Source organism: Rhizobium sp. LjRoot98 (assembly GCF_964252935.1).
In the GTDB taxonomy this organism is placed as follows: domain Bacteria; phylum Pseudomonadota; class Alphaproteobacteria; order Rhizobiales; family Rhizobiaceae; genus Pararhizobium.
Map to the genome: position 1 here is coordinate 103,594 of NZ_CAXUPW020000012.1, position 20,772 is coordinate 124,365.

A 20,772-nucleotide genomic window follows, 5' to 3' on the forward strand; every position below is an offset into this window, starting at 1 on the left:
AACAGCACTGACTTCAAAGGAGGAGAAAATGAAGTCTATGATCCAGAAAGCTGGTATTTTGTTATCGACCGCAGCATTGGCCCTTGTCCTGCCACTTGGCAGCGCACAGGCCGAAGACAAAATCACGATGGCCGTTTCCATCCCGGCGGCGACGCATGGATGGACTGGGGGCGTCGTCTATCACGCCGAGCAGGCGGAAAAGGAGCTGGAGGCCGCCTTTCCGAACATCGACGTCGTTCTGTCCACCGCGTCTTCTGCAACAGCACAGGTTTCAGCGCTCGAAGACTTGGCCGCCAGCCGCAAACTGGACGCGCTCGTGATCCTGCCTTTCACCTCGGAAGAGTTGACCGGTCCTGTCGAGCAGATCAAGCAGAACGGCACGTTCATTTCCGTGGTTGACCGCGGCCTTACCGATCCCAGCGTTCAGGATCTTTATGTCGCCGGCGACAACACCGCCGTCGGCGCTAATACGGCGCACTGGCTCGTGGACAAGCTAGGGGGCGAGGGCAAGATCGTCGTGCTTCGCGGTATTCCGACCGTTATCGATGATGAGCGCATCAAAGGCTTCTCCGATGTCGTCGCCAAGTCGAACATAAAGATTTTGGACATCCAGTATGCCAACTGGAACCAGGACGAAGCCTTCAAGCTGATGCAGGATTATCTTGCCAAATATCCCAAGATCGATGCTGTCTGGGCCAATGACGACGACATGCTGCTGGGCGTTCTCGAAGCGGTGGACAATGCTGGCCGCAAGGATATCAAGTACGCGCTTGGCGGCAATGGCATGAAACAGGTCATCGAGATGGTAAAGGAAAAGAACGAGCGCACGCCGATCTCGACGCCCTATCCGCCGTCGATGATCAAGTCGGCGATGTACATGACGGCTGCCCAGTTCACCGGACAGGCACCGGTACGCGGCTCGTTCCTGCTCGGTGCACCGCTGATCACGCCTGAGAACGCCGACCAGTTCTACTTCCCGGCATCACCATTCTGATGCGCAACGGCGCCCGTTTGATCCGGGCGCCGACCATTCAATTTCAACAGGAGATATATTATGAGCGGTAAGAAGATCCTCATGCTGACCGGCGAGTTCACCGAGGAATATGAAATCTTTGTATTCCAGCAGGGGATGGAAGCGGTTGGACATACGGTCCACGTCATCTGCCCTGACAAGAAGGCCGGCGATCGCATCAAGACTTCGCTGCATGATTTCGAGGGCGATCAGACCTACACGGAAAAACTCGGCCACTATGCCGACATCAACAAGACATTCTCGGAAGTGCGTGTCGAAGAGTATGATGCGGTCTATGCGGCGGGCGGTCGTGGTCCGGAATATATCCGCACCGACAAGCGCATTCAAGATATGGTCCGCCACTTCCATGACACCGGCAAGCCGATCTTCACGATCTGCCATGGCGTGCAGATCCTGATGGCGGTTCCGGGCGTACTCAAGGGACGCAAGGTCGCGGGCCTCGGCGCCTGTGAGCCGGAAGTCACAGCCGTTGGCGGCATCTATATCGACGTCAAGCCCACGGAGGCTTATGTCGATGGCAATATGGTATCGGCCAAGGGCTGGACGGGTCTTGCCGCTTTCATGCGAGAGTGCCTCAATGTGTTAGGCACGAAGATTACGCACGCCTAACGCCAGGAAAGCCTGAACCTTCCGCCCTCAAGTTCTCTGTTCGGGGCGGAACGATGTCCCGAAGCCGACTCGCGCCTTCAGTCGCGATGTCGGCTCAGCCAACTGCGAAGCTCCTGGTCTTCCCGTTCTAGGGATGAGACGTTCAATAGTTTTCGCAGGATCGCCACGCTCACGGCTCGCGCTCTCAGATTAAAGGTACCTTCGTCTCCAGCTGTGCCATAGGGTCGGTAGACCTCGAGCTTCGCGTAGAGTTGTTGGAGCCGGTTCTGTACGCTCCGCAAGGAGAGGTTTCGTCGACGCGCGATTACAGTGTCCGTCAGACCAAGGGCAATATCCAGCAGCACCTCGTATTCGCTCTCCGTCAATCTGCCAGTGTGCGCCTGGCTCCGTTGTTGCAAACCGCGAACTTCTCTGTCAATGACACATTGGCTCTCGATGAAGATCGAGCGCAGCGCCAGTTTCAGCCGGTCATCGGAGGCCGATTTCAACACATAACCATAAGCGGCACCTTCGGGTACGATGCGTGAAACGCCGCGCACATAGGCTTCGTCGGCGTAGTTTGACCAGAACAGGATACGGGTGTCAGGCCGCTCCTTCCAGATGGTGCGGGCAGCCTCGATGCCGTTGCGGGCATTCATCTGCAGGTCCATGACGATATGGGCCGTCTTGTTTTCCCGTGCGAGCTTCTCGCCAGCGCTGCCATTCTCGGCCTCGATGACGTGGTCGCATTCCGGGAGTGCAGAGCGTACGGCTTCGTTGAGATAGGAGCGGTGAAGAGGGTCGTCCTCGACAATCAAGACCTGCATGTCATTCATTCCGAACGGGTGGCCGAGACGGGAGCCGTCTGTGAAATCGGCAGGCTGACCTCAACCGAGGTTCCGCCGCAGTCTTTGTTACGCACAACCTCGAAGCGGGCGGAGATCAGCCTTGCGCGGGTACGCATATTGTCGATGCCGCTGCCCTGTCGCTTCTGGCCCGGCGGAACGCCCGTGCCATTATCGCGCACCGCGATACGGAGATGGGCCGGCGTGGCGCATAATTCGACGGCGATTCGTTTGGCATTGGCATGGCGGATGGAGTTGTTGATTGCTTCCTGGACGATGCGGAACAGCGCGGTCGCGACATTCTGCGGCAATGCGTCGATCACACCATTGGTCTTGTCAGAGATGTTCCAATCGACGGCCAAGCCGCTGTCGCGGACCGAGCGCTCCAGATGGTTCTCGACCGCCTGGGCGAAACCGAAGAGTTGCAGCACCGTCGGACGGGCCTCCTCGATGATCTGGCGGACATCGTGCATGCAGTGCTGGACACTGCGGATGATCGGATCGAGTTCCTCTGAAGAGACGGTCGGCGCGTTTGCGAGTTTTTCCAGCTTGCGAGACAACCTGGTAAGGTCGGCCAGCGTTTGGTCGTGCAAATCCATACCGATGCGTTGGCGTTCGGTCTCCAGCGCTTCGGTAAGCCGCAGCGCGCCGAGTCTTAGCCCTTCTTCACGAGCGCGCGCCTCGGCCTCGACAATCGCCGAGGCTCGGGCCTGCTCGGCGGCGCGCAAGGCGTAGAAATATGGTGCCAGCAGGTCTCCGATCGAACGGGCCTTTTCGAGATCTTCGGACGTGTAGATGCCGATTTTATGGCTTGAGCATGAGAGCGCACCGATGATCTTGCCCTGGACCTTCAACGGCACATGCAGGCGCGCGCGAAGATTGCCCTCGAAGATTGGCGCAGAATAGGAGCCTTCATAGTGAAAGCGCGGGTCCTCGCAGGCATTGTCGGTCAGCATCGTCTCGACCTCGCCATAGAGCAGGCTGCGGATTGGGCTGTTGGAAATCGGCGCCGGCGGTTTTTGACTCCAACTCGTTTCGAAGGGGCTCTCGTGGGCGGTGTGATACTTGCCATCGAGCGTTATGATACAGACATCCATGTGATCATGCGGGATGATGTGGCTGACCTCGGTCGCCACGGCGCGTATGACGGAATGGAAATCCAGCTGACCGGCCAGCAGACGCGAAATGGTCAGGTATTGACCGAGAAGGGCCGATGATATCGGGTTGAGCATGTCGGGACCTCCTCCCGTTTCCCAATCGCCCATGCTGCTCATATATTGAGGTAAGGGCACCGTCCAGTCTTGCGGGTTCCCGCATATTTTCTGCGCGAACCCGCAGATTGCATGCCGTGTCCCGCCTAGGCAGCCATGCCGTTATCGGCCATCATGCTCTTACTGAGGACGTGTGCTTAGGACAAGGACCTCGGTGCAACAACAGTTTCGGTGCCGTGAGGAGACGGTATTGAAATGCGGCCGGGAAGAGGGCCGACCAGAGGGAGAGAGATTATGAACATCAGGAAGATACTCCTGGCGTCAGCAGCCGTGCTCGTCGCCGCAATGCCGATGTCCGCATCCGCCGATACGTCGGATAAGAAAATTGCGCTTTCCAACAATTATGCCGGCAACTCCTGGCGCCAGGCCATGCTTACCAGTTGGGACAAGGTGACCAAAGAAGCTGTAAAGGCCGGCGCGGTTGCGGCCGCCGACCCGTTTACGACAGCCGAGAACCAGGCGACCGAGCAAGCCGCCCAGATCCAGAACATGATCCTCGAAGGCTATAATGCCATCGTCATCAACGCCGCTTCGCCGACCGCACTCAACGGCGCCGTCAAGGAAGCCTGCGATGCCGGTATCGTTGTCGTGTCCTTCGACGGCATCGTCACCGAGCCTTGCGCCTACCGTATCGCGGTTGATTTCAAGGCAATGGGGCTGAGCGAAGTCGAATATCTCGCCAAGAAGATGCCTGATGGCGGCAACCTCCTCGAAATTCGCGGCCTTGCCGGTGTTTTCGTCGATGATGAAATCTCCGCCGGCATCCACGAAGGCGTGAAGAAGTATCCGCAGTTCAAGATCGCGGGTTCGGTCCATGGCGATTGGGCGCAAGACGTGGCCCAGAAGAATGTCGCCGGCATCCTCCCAAGCCTGCCCGAAATCGCCGCCGTGGTCACACAGGGCGGTGACGGTTATGGTGCTGCGCAGGCATTTGCCGCCGCCAAGCGTCCGACCCCGCTCATCATCATGGGCAACCGCGAGGACGAATTGCAGTGGTGGAAGCAGCAGAAGGATGCAAACGGCTACGAGACCATGTCGGTCTCGATCGCGCCGGGCGTCTCGACGCTCGCCTTCTGGGTCGCCCAGCAGGTGCTTGACGGCCAGAAGGTGCCGCAGGATCTCGTCGTGCCTTTCTTGCGCATCGATCAGGACAATCTCGAAAAGAACCTCGAGACCACCCAGAAAGGTGGCGTCGCCAATGTCGAATACTCGCTCGACGACGCCAAGAAGGTGATCGCGGACGCGTCCAAGTAGGAACGCGCATTGCCGCCTTTGGCGCGACAGGCTCGGATTGCCGGCGTGGACAAATCGCCGGCAATCGTTTCAGCTTCCTGAAATTCAAGCGTAACCGGGTTCATGACTGACGCCGCCCAGAATATCTCCGTCGTCGCTGCTGAAGGGGTCAAGGTCCATTTCGGCGCGGTCAAGGCGCTGGACGGCGTGGATCTTGCGATCGCGCCCGGCGAGTGCGTTGGCCTTGTCGGCCACAACGGCGCCGGCAAATCCACCATCGTCAATGTCATCAATGGTGGGCTTGCGCCGCATGACGGCGCGGTTCGCTACGGCGGCCGCGACGCAGGCACGGGTATTGCCACTGCACGGGCTAATGGCGTGCGCTGCGTTTTCCAGGAACTCTCGCTCTGCCCGAACCTGACGGTGGTCGAGAACACCCGTGTCATGCATCCAGAACTGAAGGGCTTTGGCTGGCGCGGCCGGGCGCTGTCGATCATCCGTGCCAAGCTCGACGAGATGTTCCCCGGCCATCATATCGATTGCACCGCCGCCGTCGGAGATATCTCGATCGCGGAGCGGCAGATGGTCGAAATCTCCATCATCTTCGCTAGGGTGCATGAGGCACCGCGCCTCGTCATCCTCGACGAGCCCACGTCCTCGCTCGATGCCGGTCTCGCCCGGCAGCTGATGGACTATGTTCGGAAATTCGTCGGTAGCGGCGGTTCGGTGCTGCTGATCTCGCATATTCTTGGCGAAATTCTCTCCACGTCCGACCGCATCGTCGTCATGAAGGACGGTAGAGTTGTCGCCAGCCGCCCTGCGTCGGATTTCGACGTCGGCAGCCTCGTGCAGGCCATGGGGAACGTGGTCAAGGAGCAGGCGCGCAACGCCACTGCCGTCCAGTCCAGCAGCAGCCCGCTGGTTGACCTGCCGGCTATCCGGGGCAGGGGCCTGCCGTTTAGAGCCTATAAGGGCGAAGTGATCGGCCTTGCGGGGCTCGCTGGCCACGGCCAGACCGACATGCTGCTGTCGCTCTACCGCACGCTCAGCAGCGACTGGTTCCCAGGTCGCGGCGACGAGGTGGCTTTCGTCGCTGGCGACCGTAGCCTCAACGGTACGTTTCCGCTGTGGAGCATTCTCAACAATCTTTCGATCTCCTCGCTCAGCGCGTTCGCCACCGCCGGTTTCGTCAAGCGCGATCAGGAAAAGGCGGTGGGCGAGGGCTGGAAGAAGCGGATCGAAATCCGCACGCCCGACATGAGGAACGGCATCCTGTCCTTGTCAGGCGGCAATCAGCAGAAGGTGCTCTTTGCCCGGGCGCTCTCCACTCGCGCCAATATGGTGCTGATGGACGACCCTATGCGTGGCGTTGACGTCGGGACCAAGCAAGAAGTCTATGCCATGCTGCAAACCGAGGCAGCGGCGGGCCGCACCTTCATCTGGTACTCGACCGAGATGGATGAAATTCGCCTCTGCGACCGCGTCTATGTCTTCCGCGACGGCGCGATATCGGCCGAGCTTACGGGCGACGAGATCACCGAGGACAGAGTGCTGGAAGCTTCTTTCGAGGGAGAGGCGGCATGATGGGCCTGAGTTCCTCGACCATCCGCCAGATCGTGCCGGCGCTGTCGCTTGCCGTGCTGCTCGGCGCAGTCTTCTACATACAGCCGCGCGCCATGGGCTATACGGGTCTGAACCTGCTGTTCAATCTCGCCGTGCCGATCGCGCTCGCGACCGTCGCCCAGATGATGATCATGGCTGTCAACGACCTTGATCTCTCCATGGGCACTTTCGTCAGCTTTGCCGCCTGCGTCACCGCCACTTTTCTGCAATCCGATACCGTCATCGGCATCCTGATCCTGGCGGGCGCGATCGCGGTTTATGCCGTTCTCGGCGTCGTGATCTACCTCAGGGCGTTGCCCTCGATCGTCGTGACGCTCGGCATGAGCTTCGTTTGGGGCGGGCTCGCGGTGCTGATCTTGCCGGCACCTGGCGGCACGGCGCCGGAATGGGCGCGCTGGCTGATGACGTCGAAGCCGCCTTTCGTACCGATGGCGATCGTCGCCTCCATCATCATCGCCGTCATCGCCCACTTTGTGGTGATGCGTTCGACCTTCGGCGTGCTGGTGCGCGGCGCCGGCGGCAATGCCCGATCGGTGGAACGCGCCGGGTGGTCCGTGCTGGCGATCCGCGCCGGCGCCTATGCGACGGCCGGTTTCCTCGCTGTTCTCTCCGGCATTCTGCTCGTCGGCCTCACGACTTCGGCGGACGCCAATATCGCGCTGCGCTACACGCTGCTGTCCATCGCCGGCGTGATCCTCGGCGGGGGCGAGTTTGTCGGCGGGCGGGTATCGCCTGTCGGCGCCGTCATCGGCGCGCTGACGCTGGCGCTGGCCGGCTCGTTCCTGTCTTTCTTACGGATTTCGCCGGACTGGCAGATCGGCGCGCAAGGGGCGATCCTGATCATCGTGCTCGGCGTCCGCCTGCTGCTCAACCGGTCAGAAAAACGGGAGAAGCGAGCATGAGCTTCGCGTCGCGCCATCCCTGGATCTGGGCTTTTCTCGCCACAGCAATCGTATGGGTCATCACCATTCTGTTCACCGGCGGCACCAGCGCCGGCGGGTTGACCCAGGCCGCCTTCACCTTTGCTGCCTTCTCGGTGGTCGTCGGTATCGGCCAGATGTTCGTGATCACGCTCGGACCGGGCAATGTCGATCTCTCGGTGCCCGCCACCATGACGCTGGCCGGTACGCTCTCGCTGAAATACATGGATGGTGGTGATGGCATGCTTCTGGCTGGCCTCGGCATCGCCGTCGCGGTCGGTGTGGTTGTCGGCATCTTCAATTACACGCTGATCAAGCTCTTGCGCATCCCGCCGATCATCGCCACGCTGTCGATGAGTTTCATCGTGCAGTCGACGGCCATCTGGTCGAATCGCGGTCTTCGTGTAAAGCCGCCGGAAAGCCTCGCCAGCTTCACCACTTCGGATATCGGCGGGATCCCGAACATCGCCATCGTCGCCGTCCTGCTCGCCGTCGTCGCCTGGCTCCTGCTCGAAAAGAGCATCTATGGCCGCTGGATTTCGGCCATTGGCCAGTCGCAATTCGCAGCCCGCATGGCCGGGATACCCGTCGATGGCACGCGCTTCATCACCTATATGCTCTGCGCCGTGCTGGCCGCGATCTGCGGCTTCCTGTTTGCAAGCTTCTCCGGCGGTGCAGCGCTCAATATGGGGGCGGAATATCTGCTGACTTCGATCGCCGTCGTCGTCATCGGCGGCTCGGCGGTAGCCGGCGGCAATTCCAATGTGCCGGGTATCTGGGGCGCGTCGCTCTTCATGTTCCTTGTCGTCTCGATGCTCAACACCTACGGCTTCGGCGCGGGTGTCCGGCTCATCCTGACGGGTCTTATCATCATTTCAGTCATTCTGGTCGCGAGTGGCAAGTTCAAAACTGACCGCTAGAACCGACCAGTCTCGGGGAGGGAAAATGACTTCACCTTCGATTTACGAAATCTACGATTCGCGCTTCCGCCATCTGGTCGTCGGCAGCGCCGGGCTGGACGAACTCTATTCCGATTGCCGGTGGGCCGAGGGGCCGGTCTGGTTTGCCGATCTCAACTGCCTGCTCTGGAGCGACATCCCCAATGAGCGGATGATGCGCTATTCGCAGGATTGCGACGTCTCGGTGTTCCGGCCGCGCTCCGATTTCACCAATGGCAACACGCGCGACAACCAGGGTCGGCTGATCTCCTGCCAGCATGGTACGCGCCGCGTCGTCCGCACCGAGCTCGATGGCACGATCACCGTGCTCGCCGACAGTTACGAGGGCAAGCGGCTGAATTCGCCCAATGATGTCGTGGTCAAGTCGGACGATACGATCTGGTTTACCGATCCGAGCTACGGCATCATGTCGAACTACGAGGGCTTCAAGGCCGATGAGGAACAGGCAACGCGCAATGTCTATCGCCTCGATCCCAAAAGCGGCAAACTGACCGTCGTCGCAAACGATTTCGGTCAGCCCAACGGCCTTGCCTTTTCGCCCGACGAATCGAAACTCTATGTCGCCGATTCCTGGTCCAGCCATGATCCGAATTGGCCCGCGCATATTCGCAGCTTCGACGTTCAGGCGGATGGCACTTTGAGGGGTGGCGAGGCGCTTTGCGTGACCGACAAGGGGCTGCCGGACGGTTTCCGCGTCGATGTGGCGGGCAATATCTGGTCCAGTGCGGGCGACGGCGTGCATTGTTTTGCGCCCGACGGCACGCTGCTCGGCAAGATCCTGGTGCCGCAGACGGTGTCCAACATCACATTTGGGGGTCCGCGGCGAAACCGGCTTTTCATCACGGCCACCAAGTCGCTCTATGCGGTCTATACGGCGACGATGGGGGCGCGGTTATGCTGAGATCCGGACAATGGGAAAGCGGAAGCCGCCCGCCCCTTTCCAGATAGTGGCGAACCAGGAATTGAGAGGCGTTGCGAGATTGACGCAACAAGCCTTCGTTGCGTTCAATGATTATGCCGAGGTGGCACATTCGAGATCTGGCGGAACGTGTCCGAATGCCGGATGGTGGCGCCGTCAGCCAATTGTGTCACCGTCTGGCGGTAAAGCATCTGCCAGGGGGTGGCGTCGGCCGGGACGGGCGGAATGCCATCGTTTTTCCGCCGCGCGATTTCCGCATCATCAACCAACATGTCACACCGGCCGGCGTTGAAATCGATCCTGATGGTATCGCCGGTCCGGACATAGGCCAGGCCGCCGCCGGCAGCACTTTCCGGTGAGGCATTGAGGATCGATGGGCTGTCGGCGGTTCCCGATTGCCGGCCATCACCGATCGTTGGCAGGCTCATGATGCCGCGCTTCAAAAGGTGGTCGGGCGGCTGCATGTTGACGACTTCGGCCGAGCCGGGCCAGCCGAGCGGACCGGCACCCCGGATCACAAGGATCGAACGTTCGTCGATGGCCAGCGACGGGTCGTTGATCCGCTTGTGGTAATCCTCGGAGCCATCGAACACCACGGTCTTGCCTTCGAACACGCCCTCATGGCCGGGATCGCTCAGGTAACGTCGGCGGAAATCTTCCGAAACGACGCTCATCTTCATGATGGCGAAATCAAAAAGATTGCCCTTCAGCACGAGGAAGCCGGCGCGTTCGCGCAAGGGTTCCCCATAAGGTCTGATCACCTCGCGGTCATCGGACTGACGTCCTTGAAGGTTCACGGCCATCGTATTGCCGGTAACGGTCGGACACTTCCCATCCAGCTTGCCTGCCTGAAGCAGCTCCCACATGATCGCAGGCACGCCGCCGGCGCGATGGAACCGCTCGCCGAGATAGGCGCCCGCAGGCTGCACATTGGCGAGCAGAGGGATATCGAAGCCGTGAACCTGCCAGTCGTCAGGCTTGAGATCGACGCCGGCATGCTTGGCCATCGCCATGAGATGCGGCTGGGCATTGGTCGATCCGCCGATCGCCGAATTCACCCTGATCGCGTTGAGGAAGGCGGCGAGGGTCAAGATATCCGACGGACGAATGTCCTGCAGCACCAGTTCCACGGCCCGTCGGCCGGTTCGATAGGCCATCTGGCCACGCTCGCGATAGGCGGCGGGAATGGCCGCGCAACCGGTCAGCGACATGCCGAGCGCCTCGGCCATAGCATTCATGGTGGACGCGGTGCCCATCGTGTTGCAGTGGCCGATGGAAGGCGCCGAACTCAGCGCCGCCTCGAGAAACTCTTCGCGATCGATTTCGCCGGCGGCGTACTTGCGGCGCGAGCGCCAGATAACCGTGCCGGATCCGACCAGATCACCATCATGGTGACCGTCCAGCATCGGACCGCCTGAGAAAACGATCGCTGGAATATCGACGGTCGAGGCTGCCATGAGCGCCGATGGGGTGGTCTTGTCGCAGCCGGTCGTCAGAACCACCCCGTCAAGCGGATATCCATAGAGGATTTCGACCAGCCCGAGATAGGCGAGGTTGCGATCGAGTGCTGCGGTCGGGCGCTTGCAGTTTTCAAACAGCGGGTGGGTCGGAAACTCGATCGGAATGCCGCCGGCGTCGCGAATGCCGTCTCGCAATCTTTTGGCGAGGTCGAGGTGGTGTCGGTTGCACGGGTTCAGGTCGCTGCCCGACTGGGCGATCCCGATGATCGGCTTGCCGCTGCGCAGTTCCTCCGGTGTCGTGCCGTAGTTCATGAAGCGCTCGAGGTAGAGCGCGGTCATATCGAGATGATCCGGGTTGTCGAACCAGTCCTGCGAACGCAGCCGACGATTTTCCTTCTGGTCTTTGCTCACCGGACCTTCTCCCCCTGGTCGTCGTTGGTTTTTTCGAGATGCAGCAGCAGGCCGCTATGATCGGTCTCTGCGTGCCCATCGGCAACGAAATTCCGGAATTCGTCCCGTATCACTGATGTCAGCGGCAGGTCGAGCCCGAACAGCTCCGACATGGCCGCCACGGCATCCAGATCCTTCAGTTGCAAGCGGGACGACCCTCCGGGCTGGAATGTGCGATCCACCATCCGCTTGCCGTGAAGCTCCAGAATGCGGCTTTCGGCAAATCCGCCCCGGATCGCATCACGGAATTTGCCGCGATCGGCACCACCAGCCTGAACCAGCATCATCGCCTCCGCAACGGCGCCGATGGTGATGGCAACGATTTGCTGATTGGCAAGCTTGCAGATCTGGCCGGCGCCCGCGGGGCCGACATGGGTGACGCGGCCGAGCGGCGCGAATACGTCGTGCAGTTCCGCGATGACCGAGCCGTCGCCTCCGGCCATGATCGCAAGCGTGCCCGCTTCAGCACCGACCGTGCCGCCGGAGACCGGAGCATCGATATGATGCACCTGTCGTTCTGCAAGCATTTCGGCATGGGCGCGTGCGATCGGCGGCGCAATCGACGATGTGTCTATGATAACGGCGCCGGCCTTGAGTACCTCCGCCACCCCTTGGTCGATCAGGACATTGCCGACGGCACCGCCATCGCTCAGCATGGTGAAGACGATCTTGGCATCGCGCGCGGCATCGGCGGCAATGGTCGCGACGACCGCACCTTCCGCAGCCAAAGCCTCCGCCTTGGAGCGATCACGGTTCCAGACCGTGACGGCATGACCGGCCTTCAAGAGGCGGCGGGCCATCGGTGCGCCCATCAGGCCGGTTCCGAGAAAGGCGATGCGTCGCCCCGTTTCTCCCGTTCGGATCGTCATGACAGGCTGCCTTCTAGTTCGTCTTCGATATGGACACGGACGATGTCGTCGAAAGATTTTTCGGCGGTGAAGCCGAGCGCGGTTGCCCGCTTGGCCTCAAAGCCTGGCGCCCAGCCGGCGCACATGCGCATGATCATCTCATCAGGCTCCCGCCGGATCAGCGCCACGGCCTTCTCGCCGGCAGCGCGGCGCAGCGCTTCGATCTGCTCGCCGACGGTCGCGCTGAGCCCCGGCATGGACAGGTTGCGCCGCGGGCCGACCTTCTCGACATCGATCGTCGCACCATGGATGAGAAAACCGACGGCGGAGCGGGGCGATGCATGCCAGTGGCGTACGTCGTCCGGCACGGGCAGAACGGCTTCCTGCCCGACGAGGGGTTCACGCAGAATGTTCGAGAAGAAACCGGACGCCGCCTTGTTCGGCTTGCCCGGGCGAATGCAGATCGTCGGCAGGCGAATTCCGATGCCTTCAAAGAAGCCGCGCCTCGAAAAGTCCGAGAGCAAAAGCTCGCAGATCGCCTTCTGCGTGCCGTAGCTTGTCAGCGGCGTGGTGTGGAATTCGTCAGGAATGGGATGGGGCAGGGGAGCACCGAATACGGCGATCGAGGAGGTGAAGACGACGCGGGGCTTGTAGCCATCCTCGCCATGGGCAAGGCGGATCGCGTCGAAGAGGAAGCGCGTGCCGTCAAGGTTGATGCGATAGCCCTTGTCGAAATCGAGTTCCGCTTCACCCGATACGATGGCCGCGAGGTGGAAAATAACATCTGGCCGTTCGGTGATAAGCCGCGTCGCTTCGCCTGCAGCCGAGAGGTCTGCCGTTTCCAGCGTCACCTTGCCGGCGAAACCTTGCGGCCGTTTCGGCGTGACGACATCAACGAGCGTCATGCTTTCGATCTGCCGGTTGTCCAGTGTCCCGTCTTTGGCGAGCCTCTGCGCCAGCTTGCGCCCCACCATGCCGGCGGCCCCGATAATAAGAATGTCCATCTTTTTTCCTCCCCATCGAGCGAAACGCCAATCCGACGAAAAAAGGCGCTTACCAATAAAATATATTGTAAGGTTGTCTGATAACCTTATATCGTGCGTTTGAAAATAGCATATTTGATTGCGGCGGCGTGTCGATCGACAGTTTTCGGTGCAGACAGGAAGTGAGGACGGCGTGAGTGAAATTGGCCCGGCCATGGACCTCGACCAGGAGAGGCATGCCGTCGATACCCTGATTCAGTCCCTCGGGGACGATATGGTTCTGTCGGGCGAGGCGATCGAAAAATATTGCCGGGACTGGCATGGAGACGTGACGTCCGGGGCGGTCGCGGTTTTGCGTCCGCGCACAACGGAAGAGGTTTCCGCAGCCGTAAAGGCTTGCGTCTCCCTCGGCCTGTCGATCGTTCCGCAGGGGGGCAACACGGGTCTGGCGCTCGGAGCAATTCCCGACCGGCCGGAAGATCAGGTGGTGATCAGTCTTGAGCGAATGAACAAAATCCGCCGGATTGATGCTGACGATTTCTCCGCTGTTGTGGAGGCTGGCTGCATCCTGTCGGAATTCAAGGACGCGGTCGCGCGGGAAGGCATGTTCTTCCCGCTGGCGCTTGGCGCGCAGGGCTCCTGCCGGATCGGCGGCAATGTGTCGACCAATGCCGGCGGTATCAACGTCTTGCGCTACGGGATGACCCGCGAGCTGGTGCTTGGCCTTGAAGCGGTCTTGCCGGACGGTTCGATTTTTGACGGATTGTCGACGCTCCGCAAGGACAATCGCGGCATCGATCTGAAACAGCTCTTTATTGGCGCGGAAGGGGTGTTCGGCATCATTACCGCCGTCGCCGTAAAATTGACGCCGGAACCGGATCAGATCGCGACGGCGCTGCTCGGGCTCAACTCGCTCGACGATGCGATCACGCTTTTCCGCCGCGCGCGTCGCGATTGCTGCGACCTGATGTCCGCCTTCGAGTTCATGCCGCCACTGGCTTTCGTTCTCGCCCGCGAGGCAATTCCGGACCTTGCGATGCCGATATCCGGCGATTATCCCGCCTATGCGCTCCTGGAGATATCCGGTTCTGGCCTTGTCGATATCAACGACCTGATGGAGCGGTTTCTTGGTGGCGTGATGGAGGAGGGGCTTGTTCCGGACGGTGTGATCGCAAGATCCAAGGCGCAGGCGCGCAACCTCTGGCTATTCCGCGAAGGGATGAACGAGGGGCAGGCCAAGCGCGGGACGCATCTGCGCACTGACGTTTCCGTCCCGCTGTCGCGCCTTTCCGACTTCGTGCGCGATGCCGAACAGGCCGTGGGAGCGGCGGTGCCGGACGCCACTTGTGTTTCCTACGGTCATGTCGGCGATGGCAATGTGCATCTGAACGTTTTGCCGCCGGGCGGACTGTCCCGCGCGGAGGTCGAGGCGCGCATCCACGATGCGAAGAAGGTGATCAATACGGTCGTCGATACCTATCGCGGCTCGATCAGTGCCGAGCACGGTATTGGCCGCCTGAAGAAGGCAGACTATGAGATGCGTATTCCGCCGATCCGGCGGGGATTGGTGGCGGCGTTGAAAAAGGCTGTCGATCCGCAAGGCGTGATGAATCCGGGTTGCCAACTGGATTTCGAGCGGCATTCATAGGCGGTAATGTGGTGGGGCGGAAAAGGCATGTCATTGGATTTTGGACAGATCAGGCGCAACGAGCATCTTCCGGCACGAATTGCCGCCCAGATCGCCCGTGAGATCACGGACGGCCGTATTCCGCCGGGGAGCAAGCTGCCGACCGAACATTTTCTCGCCAGCAGTTTCGGCGTCAGCCGCTCGGTGGTGCGCGAGGCGATCGCCCAGTTGCGAAATGAGGGTCTGGTTGAGACCAGACAGGGCGTCGGAGCCTTCGCAACCGAGATCAAGGCGCGCCAGTCGATCCGCATCGAGCAGGACGATCTTCATGACCGCGCGAGCTTCCGAGATCTGTTCCAGTTGCGCATGCCGCTTGAAATCGAAGCCGCAGGTCTTGCAGCAACGCATCATGTCGATAGCGATCTGGCGAAGCTTGACGAGGCCTTGGCCAGCATGATGGGGGCGGACAAATGGACGGATCAGGGAATCGTTGCCGACCTGATCTTTCATCGTGTCATCGCGGCTGCGACAGCCAACGAATATTTCGCCTTGTTCGTCGGCTTTATCGCGGAGCGCATCAGTCTGGCCATCAGCGCGGCGCGGGCCGCGGCGGTCCTCGAGGAAATTGTAGAACTGACGATTGCCGAGCATGTGGCGATCCGCGATGCGATTGCCAGCCGAGATCCGAAACGTGCGCGCGAGGCGATGAAGCAGCATCTGCTGGGTGCCGCCAATCGGCTGGATCTGACGCTTGAGGCGGACTGAAATCTTCCGGTACTGGCCGCTTGCCGTTTTTACCGAAAGTGCCATCTTCCCCAGGACGTCATTTGTCCGATGATCTTCGGCGCTGGACAGCGCAGGGAACTATGACTACAAAGCAGGTTCATGATTGTCAGACATCCTGACAATCTGGCAAGATGGTGGGAGACCATCGTGTCGTGGATACGGGGAGGTTTCGCTTGAGTTCGACCACATCACTTCGAGCGGCGGATATTCTGCCTGAAGATGCCGCAGATGCGTTGCTTGTCGGCCGCGTCTGGTCGAATTCGGTTGACGGTCCTTGTCCGGTACTGGTCAGGGGTGAGCGGCTTCTCGACCTGTCTTCGGTTTCCGCCACCGTTTCCGGACTGCTTGAACTGGAAGATTTTGCCGGCAAGCTGCAGGCGGCGGTTGAACTTCCCGATCTCGGCTCGATTGATGATTTCTTATCGGGTCAGGCTGGCCAATTGCTGGCTCCGATCGATCTACAGGCGGTCAAGGCGGCCGGGGTTACATTTGCCGACAGCATGCTTGAAAGGGTGATCGAAGAGCAGGCGAAGGGAGACGCATCCCGCGCGTCCGATATCCGCAAGCAGCTGGCGCCGGTTTTGGGCGATAGTCTTCGCGGTGTCGTGGCCGGGTCTGAGCAGGCTGCACGGGTAAAGGAACTTCTGCAGGAGATGAACCTCTGGTCGCAGTACCTTGAGGTTGGCATCGGGCCGGACGCCGAAATCTTTACCAAGTCGCAACCTATGTCGGCGGTCGGCTGCGGTTGGATGGTCGGTATCCATCCGATCTCTCAATGGAACAACCCCGAACCGGAAGTGGCCCTCGTCCTGCGTTCAACCGGCGAAATCGTCGGCGCCACGCTGGGAAACGATGTCAACCTTCGCGATGTCGAAGGGCGTTCGGCGCTGTTGCTCGGCAAGGCGAAGGACAACAACGCCTCGTGTTCGATCGGCCCTTTCGTTCGACTGTTCGATAGCAAATTCACACTGGAAGAACTCGGCAGAGTCCGCGTTGCCCTATCCGTCGAGGGCAAGGACGGTTTTCGCATGACGGGCGAGAGCCCGATGGAAGCGATCAGCCGCAAGCCCTCGGATCTTGCCCGTCAGCTGCTGAACCGCAATCACCAGTATCCCGATGGCGCCGTTCTTTTCCTCGGCACTATGTTTGCACCCGTGAAGGATCGGCGCGGCGCGGGCCAGGGATTTACGCATGAAATCGGCGACCGGGTGGAAATTTCGACGCCTCTGCTCGGCCGTCTAGTAAACTGGGTTGATCGCAGCGATGCTTGCCCCGAATGGACCTTCGGCGTGGGTGCGCTGATGAAAAATCTGGCCAAGCGCGGCCTGTTGTAACGCAAACTGGGAGGGACGCGTGCAAAAGGTAGTCGACCATTTCTACAAGGGTCTCGAATTCCTGCTGATCATCCTGCTTTCGGGCATGGCGATCATGGTCTTTGTAAACGTCATCATGCGCTATGCGATGAACTCCGGGCTGACGGTGTCGGACGAACTCGCGCGGTACTTTTTCATCTGGCTCACATTCATTGGCGCCGTCGTGGCATTTCGGGAGCACGGTCACCTGGGAGTGGAGACACTCGTGGCACTGCTGGGGCGCAAGGGGCGCATCTTTTGTATGATCCTCAGCAATCTGGTAATCATCGCCTGTTCGGCCATCTTTTTCTGGGGCACCTGGATACAGCTGCCGATCAACTGGAGCATGAAGGCTCCGGTGACCGGCCTTTCCATGGGCTTCGTCTACGGCAGTGGTTTCTTCACCGGCTTCTGTTGCGTGATCATCGCGCTGGAGCGCCTTTTCCGTCTGGTGACAGGCCGGGTGACACAGGAGGAGCTTGAAGCCTTTGCAGGCGAAAACCTGACGATCGAACAGATGGCGGAGCGAACCTGATGACACTTTTCGTTTTCGTCGGTTCCCTCATCGGTGCCATGGCAATCGGCGTGCCCGTCGCGTTTTCCTTGATGTTCTGCGGTGTTGTTCTCATGTGGTACATGGGAATGTTCAACACGCAGATCATTGCGCAGAACATGATTGCGGGTGCCGATACGTTCACTCTGCTCGCCATCCCTTTCTTCATCTTGGCCGGGGAACTGATGAATGCCGGCGGCCTGTCGCGGCGCATTATCGATTTTGCCATTGCCTGCGTGGGGCATATTCGTGGCGGCCTGGGCATCGTCGCGATCGTCGCGGCACTGATCATGGCCAGTATTTCCGGTTCGGCCGCCGCCGATACTGCAGCACTCGCGGCCATTCTCATCCCGATGATGGCAAAGGCAGGCTATAACGTTCCGCGCTCGGCAGGCCTGATTGCCGCGGGCGGCATCATCGCCCCCGTCATTCCCCCATCGATGGCCTTCATTGTCTTCGGCGTTGCCGCCAACGTGTCGATCACTCAGCTTTTCATGGCGGGCATCGTGCCGGGACTCATGATGGGTCTGGCACTGGTCGGCACATGGTTGATTGTCGTGCGAAAGGACAATGTCCAGCCGTTGCCGCGTGCTTCGGGTGCAGAGCGCCTGAGGGTGACAGGTCGAGCTTTGTGGGCACTCGGAATGCCCGTCATCATCCTTGGTGGCATCAAGGCCGGCGTCGTGACACCGACGGAAGCTGCCGTTGTCGCAGCAGCCTATGCGCTGTTCGTCGGCATGGTGATCTACCGGGAGCTCACGCCGAGGGAGCTTCCACGGGTTATTCTTCAGGCGGCCAAGACCACCTCCGTCATCATGTTCCTGGTCTGCGCGGCGCTCGTTTCCGCCTGGTTGATCACCGCCGCCAACATCCCTGCGGAAATTACCGGCCTCATCGAGCCGCTGATCGACCGTCCGACCCTGCTGATGTTCGTTATCATGATCTTGGTGCTGATCGTGGGCACGGCCCTGGACTTGACGCCGACCATCCTGATCCTGACACCGGTGCTGATGCCTATCATCAAGCAGGCGGGGATCGACCCTGTCTATTTCGGCGTCCTGTTCATCATGAACAACTGCATCGGCCTTCTGACGCCACCCGTCGGCGTTGTTCTCAACGTTGTCAGCGGCGTCGGCCGCGTTCCCCTGGGCAAGGTAACGGTCGGTGTCTGGCCGTTCCTGCTCGCCCAAACGCTCGTGCTTCTGCTCCTGGTCCTGTTTCCGGATCTGGTTATCGTACCGGCTCGCTGGCTGCACTGAGGCCAGAAAGCCACTTCAGTTTCAACATGCATGGGAGGATATCATGCGAAAACTGCTACTTGCCACGACTGCCATCGCCTTCACGCTGTCTGCGTCCGCGCCGGCATTCGCCGAATTCACTGAGCGCAACATCCGTGTCTCCAATGGCATCAATGCCGATCACCCGGTCGGTAACGGCATCGAGGCGATGCAGAAATGCCTTGACGAAAAATCGGGCGGAAAACTGAAGCTGACGGCATTTTGGGGCGGTGCTCTCGGTGGCGACCTGCAGGCAACCCAGGCACTGCGCTCCGGCGTCCAGGAAGCCGTGGTGACGTCCTCTTCGCCGCTCGTCGGCATCGAGCCGGCGCTCGGCGTCTTCGATCTGCCGTTCCTCTTCTCCACCGCGGAGGAAGCCTACAAGGTGCTGGACGGCAAATTCGGCGAGATGATGAACGAGAAGCTGGCGGCCGTGGGCCTCGTCAATCTTGCCTATTGGGAAAACGGTTTCCGTAATCTTTCCAACTCGGTTCGTCCGGTGAACAAATGGGAAGACCTGGAAGGCATGAAGGTTCGCGTCATGCAGAACAACGTGTTCCTCGATACCTTCCAGAACCTTGGTGCCAATGCGACGCCCATGGCGTTCGGCGAAGTCTTCTCAGCTCTCGAAACCAAGACGATCGATGCGCAGGAAAACCCGTACGTGACCATCGACACGTCGAAGTTCTTCGAGGTGCAGAAATACGTCACCCAGACCAACCACGCCTATACGCCATTCCTTTTCCTCTTTTCCAAGGCGATCTTCGATACCTACTCGCCCGAGGAGCAGGCCGCTTTGCGGGAATGCGCTATCGTCGGGCGTGACGTCGAGCGTCAGGTCATCGGCGATCTGAACAAGAAGTCGCTGGAGAAGATCAAGGCCGCCGGTCTCGAGGTGAACGAGCTTTCGCCGGAAGAGCAGGCCCGCATTCGCGAGAAGTCTATGGTCGTCTATGAAAAGCACAAGGCGGAGATTGGCGCCGATGTCGTCGATGGCATCCTCGCCGAGCTTGCCGCAATCCGCAAGTAAACGGACCCTATTTCGGCATGATCGTCATGGGAGCCCGCTGCGTTGTCAGCGGGCTCTTCGCGTTCGGAACGGGCCGCGTCAGGGCATGTCGAGGGGTGCGTCGGGCTGGCGCTTTTTCACCTGCTGCTCTCGGAAGAAGATGAAAAGCCCTGAACCGATGATCAGCGCTGCGCCCAACATCATAGTGAGACGCGGCACATCGCCGAAGAACATCCAGCCGAAGACGATCGCCCATAGGAGCAAGGTATATTGCAACGGTGCGACCGTAGCCGCATCCGATATCTTCAGTGCGCGGTTGACCAGCATGTGCGCCCCCATGGCGACAGCGCCGAGCAGACACAACAAGCCGAACTCCGGAGCAGACGTCAGGGGCTTCCAGTCCCAAGGAGCGAAGAGAAGGCCGGCAAGTCCGGCCCCCGCGAGCTGGAACAGCACCAGCGTCTTGTCCGGCGTGGCACGAAGTTTCCGGCCGAAAAGCAGCATGAAGGCGAATGCGAAGGTGCCGACGATCGAAATGACGGCCGGCATCGTGAACATCGCGCTCGACGGTTCCAGCGTGATGATCACGCCGATGAAGCCGACGAAGATCGCCGTCCACCGGCGCCAGCCGACCTTTTCGCCGAGAAGAAGGGGGGAGGCTGCCGCCACATAGATCGGCGCTGCCAGCCAGTAGGTCATGACGTCGGCCAGTGGTAGATACATGACGGCGTAATAGAAGCAGAACACCTCCAGCGTCGAGAACAGCACACGCGCCGCCTGCATCAGCGGTCGCTCGGCTTCGATTATCGGTTTCCAGCCCGCCCGCCAGAGAAACGGCGACAGGATCAGCAACGCCGCGAGACTGCGGATGAGGATCACCTGACCCAGGCCGTAGCTGGCCACCAGCCATTTTCCCATCGCGTCGTTCAATGCAAACATGAACATGCCGAGCAGCATGATGCCCGGGCCGGCAATCGAACCGAGGCGAAGCCCAATTCCCGCGGTTTCATCGTTTGTGGTCATGACTATCCCCGGA

The 20,772-nt window shown here is 60.3% G+C and carries 19 protein-coding genes; 13 read left to right on the plus strand and 6 right to left on the minus strand.

The window, feature by feature from the left end:
* The first annotated feature begins 28 nt into the window (after positions 1 to 28).
* Positions 29 to 994: a substrate-binding domain-containing protein gene (locus ACSQ3J_RS26725; RefSeq protein WP_436040689.1), complete on the plus strand. Its 966-nt coding sequence runs from the start codon at positions 29 to 31 to the stop codon at positions 992 to 994.
* 60 nt (positions 995 to 1,054) lie between these two features.
* Entirely contained in the window at positions 1,055 to 1,642 is a 588-nt protein-coding gene (locus ACSQ3J_RS26730) for a DJ-1/PfpI family protein (RefSeq protein WP_060504404.1), read from the plus strand.
* A 77-nt stretch (positions 1,643 to 1,719) separates the two neighbouring features.
* On the opposite strand, the gene ACSQ3J_RS26735 is transcribed toward ACSQ3J_RS26730, so the two are convergent.
* Both ACSQ3J_RS26735 and ACSQ3J_RS26740 read right to left on the minus strand, forming a co-directional pair.
* On the minus strand, positions 1,720 to 2,448 hold the full coding sequence (locus tag ACSQ3J_RS26735; RefSeq protein ID WP_436040690.1) for a response regulator: 729 nt from the start codon (positions 2,446 to 2,448) through the stop codon (positions 1,720 to 1,722).
* Between the two features lie 5 nt (positions 2,449 to 2,453).
* Entirely contained in the window at positions 2,454 to 3,698 is a 1,245-nt protein-coding gene (locus ACSQ3J_RS26740) for a GAF domain-containing sensor histidine kinase (RefSeq protein WP_436040691.1), read from the minus strand.
* 273 nt (positions 3,699 to 3,971) lie between these two features.
* Between ACSQ3J_RS26740 and ACSQ3J_RS26745 the strand changes: the two genes are divergently transcribed.
* The 5 genes from ACSQ3J_RS26745 to ACSQ3J_RS26765 all read left to right on the plus strand — a co-directional run bounded on the left by ACSQ3J_RS26745 (position 3,972) and on the right by ACSQ3J_RS26765 (position 9,373).
* A complete protein-coding gene (locus ACSQ3J_RS26745) occupies positions 3,972 to 4,991 on the plus strand; it encodes an ABC transporter substrate-binding protein (RefSeq protein WP_436040692.1) in 1,020 nt (339 codons plus the stop codon).
* A 102-nt stretch (positions 4,992 to 5,093) separates the two neighbouring features.
* Positions 5,094 to 6,554 (plus strand): ATP-binding cassette domain-containing protein, encoded by a 1,461-nt coding sequence (locus ACSQ3J_RS26750; protein ID WP_436040693.1) that lies wholly within the window; start codon positions 5,094 to 5,096, stop codon positions 6,552 to 6,554.
* Positions 6,554 to 7,495: an ABC transporter permease gene (locus ACSQ3J_RS26755; protein ID WP_436040702.1), complete on the plus strand. Its 942-nt coding sequence runs from the start codon at positions 6,554 to 6,556 to the stop codon at positions 7,493 to 7,495. Before ACSQ3J_RS26750 ends, ACSQ3J_RS26755 begins: the two co-directional genes overlap by 1 nt.
* A complete protein-coding gene (locus tag ACSQ3J_RS26760) occupies positions 7,492 to 8,433 on the plus strand; it encodes an ABC transporter permease (RefSeq protein WP_436040694.1) in 942 nt (313 codons plus the stop codon). The genes ACSQ3J_RS26755 and ACSQ3J_RS26760 overlap by 4 nt, the downstream gene beginning before the upstream one ends.
* A gap of 25 nt (positions 8,434 to 8,458) precedes the next feature.
* Positions 8,459 to 9,373 (plus strand): SMP-30/gluconolactonase/LRE family protein, encoded by a 915-nt coding sequence (locus ACSQ3J_RS26765; RefSeq protein ID WP_436040695.1) that lies wholly within the window; start codon positions 8,459 to 8,461, stop codon positions 9,371 to 9,373.
* Positions 9,374 to 9,477: 104 nt separating this feature from the next.
* Here the strand turns inward: ACSQ3J_RS26765 and ACSQ3J_RS26770 are convergent, their stop codons facing one another.
* The 3 genes from ACSQ3J_RS26770 to denD are packed head-to-tail and all read right to left on the minus strand — an operon-like array spanning position 9,478 to position 13,153.
* Positions 9,478 to 11,262, minus strand: a complete 1,785-nt coding sequence (locus ACSQ3J_RS26770; protein WP_436040696.1) for an IlvD/Edd family dehydratase — start codon at positions 11,260 to 11,262, stop codon at positions 9,478 to 9,480.
* Positions 11,259 to 12,170: an NAD(P)-dependent oxidoreductase gene (locus ACSQ3J_RS26775; RefSeq protein ID WP_436040697.1), complete on the minus strand. Its 912-nt coding sequence runs from the start codon at positions 12,168 to 12,170 to the stop codon at positions 11,259 to 11,261. Before ACSQ3J_RS26775 ends, ACSQ3J_RS26770 begins: the two co-directional genes overlap by 4 nt.
* Entirely contained in the window at positions 12,167 to 13,153 is a 987-nt protein-coding gene (denD, locus tag ACSQ3J_RS26780) for a D-erythronate dehydrogenase (protein ID WP_436040698.1), read from the minus strand. Before denD ends, ACSQ3J_RS26775 begins: the two co-directional genes overlap by 4 nt.
* 193 nt (positions 13,154 to 13,346) lie before the next feature.
* Between denD and ACSQ3J_RS26785 the strand changes: the two genes are divergently transcribed.
* The 6 genes from ACSQ3J_RS26785 to ACSQ3J_RS26810 all read left to right on the plus strand — a co-directional run bounded on the left by ACSQ3J_RS26785 (position 13,347) and on the right by ACSQ3J_RS26810 (position 19,757).
* Positions 13,347 to 14,780, plus strand: coding sequence for an FAD-binding oxidoreductase (locus tag ACSQ3J_RS26785; RefSeq protein WP_436040703.1), 1,434 nt, complete (start codon positions 13,347 to 13,349; stop codon positions 14,778 to 14,780).
* 27 nt (positions 14,781 to 14,807) lie between these two features.
* Complete coding sequence (locus ACSQ3J_RS26790) at positions 14,808 to 15,524, plus strand: FadR/GntR family transcriptional regulator (protein ID WP_060504416.1); 717 nt, start codon at positions 14,808 to 14,810, stop codon at positions 15,522 to 15,524.
* 152 nt (positions 15,525 to 15,676) lie between these two features.
* Positions 15,677 to 16,879 (plus strand): fumarylacetoacetate hydrolase family protein, encoded by a 1,203-nt coding sequence (locus ACSQ3J_RS26795; RefSeq protein ID WP_436040699.1) that lies wholly within the window; start codon positions 15,677 to 15,679, stop codon positions 16,877 to 16,879.
* Positions 16,880 to 16,898: 19 nt separating this feature from the next.
* On the plus strand, positions 16,899 to 17,432 hold the full coding sequence (locus ACSQ3J_RS26800; protein ID WP_060504418.1) for a TRAP transporter small permease: 534 nt from the start codon (positions 16,899 to 16,901) through the stop codon (positions 17,430 to 17,432).
* Positions 17,432 to 18,709: a TRAP transporter large permease gene (locus ACSQ3J_RS26805; RefSeq protein ID WP_060504419.1), complete on the plus strand. Its 1,278-nt coding sequence runs from the start codon at positions 17,432 to 17,434 to the stop codon at positions 18,707 to 18,709. Before ACSQ3J_RS26800 ends, ACSQ3J_RS26805 begins: the two co-directional genes overlap by 1 nt.
* Before the next feature lie 43 nt (positions 18,710 to 18,752).
* Complete coding sequence (locus ACSQ3J_RS26810) at positions 18,753 to 19,757, plus strand: TRAP transporter substrate-binding protein (RefSeq protein WP_060504420.1); 1,005 nt, start codon at positions 18,753 to 18,755, stop codon at positions 19,755 to 19,757.
* Positions 19,758 to 19,835: 78 nt separating this feature from the next.
* Here ACSQ3J_RS26810 and ACSQ3J_RS26815 read toward each other — a convergent pair whose 3' ends face one another.
* Positions 19,836 to 20,759: a DMT family transporter gene (locus ACSQ3J_RS26815; protein ID WP_060504421.1), complete on the minus strand. Its 924-nt coding sequence runs from the start codon at positions 20,757 to 20,759 to the stop codon at positions 19,836 to 19,838.
* Positions 20,760 to 20,772 lie beyond the last annotated feature (13 nt).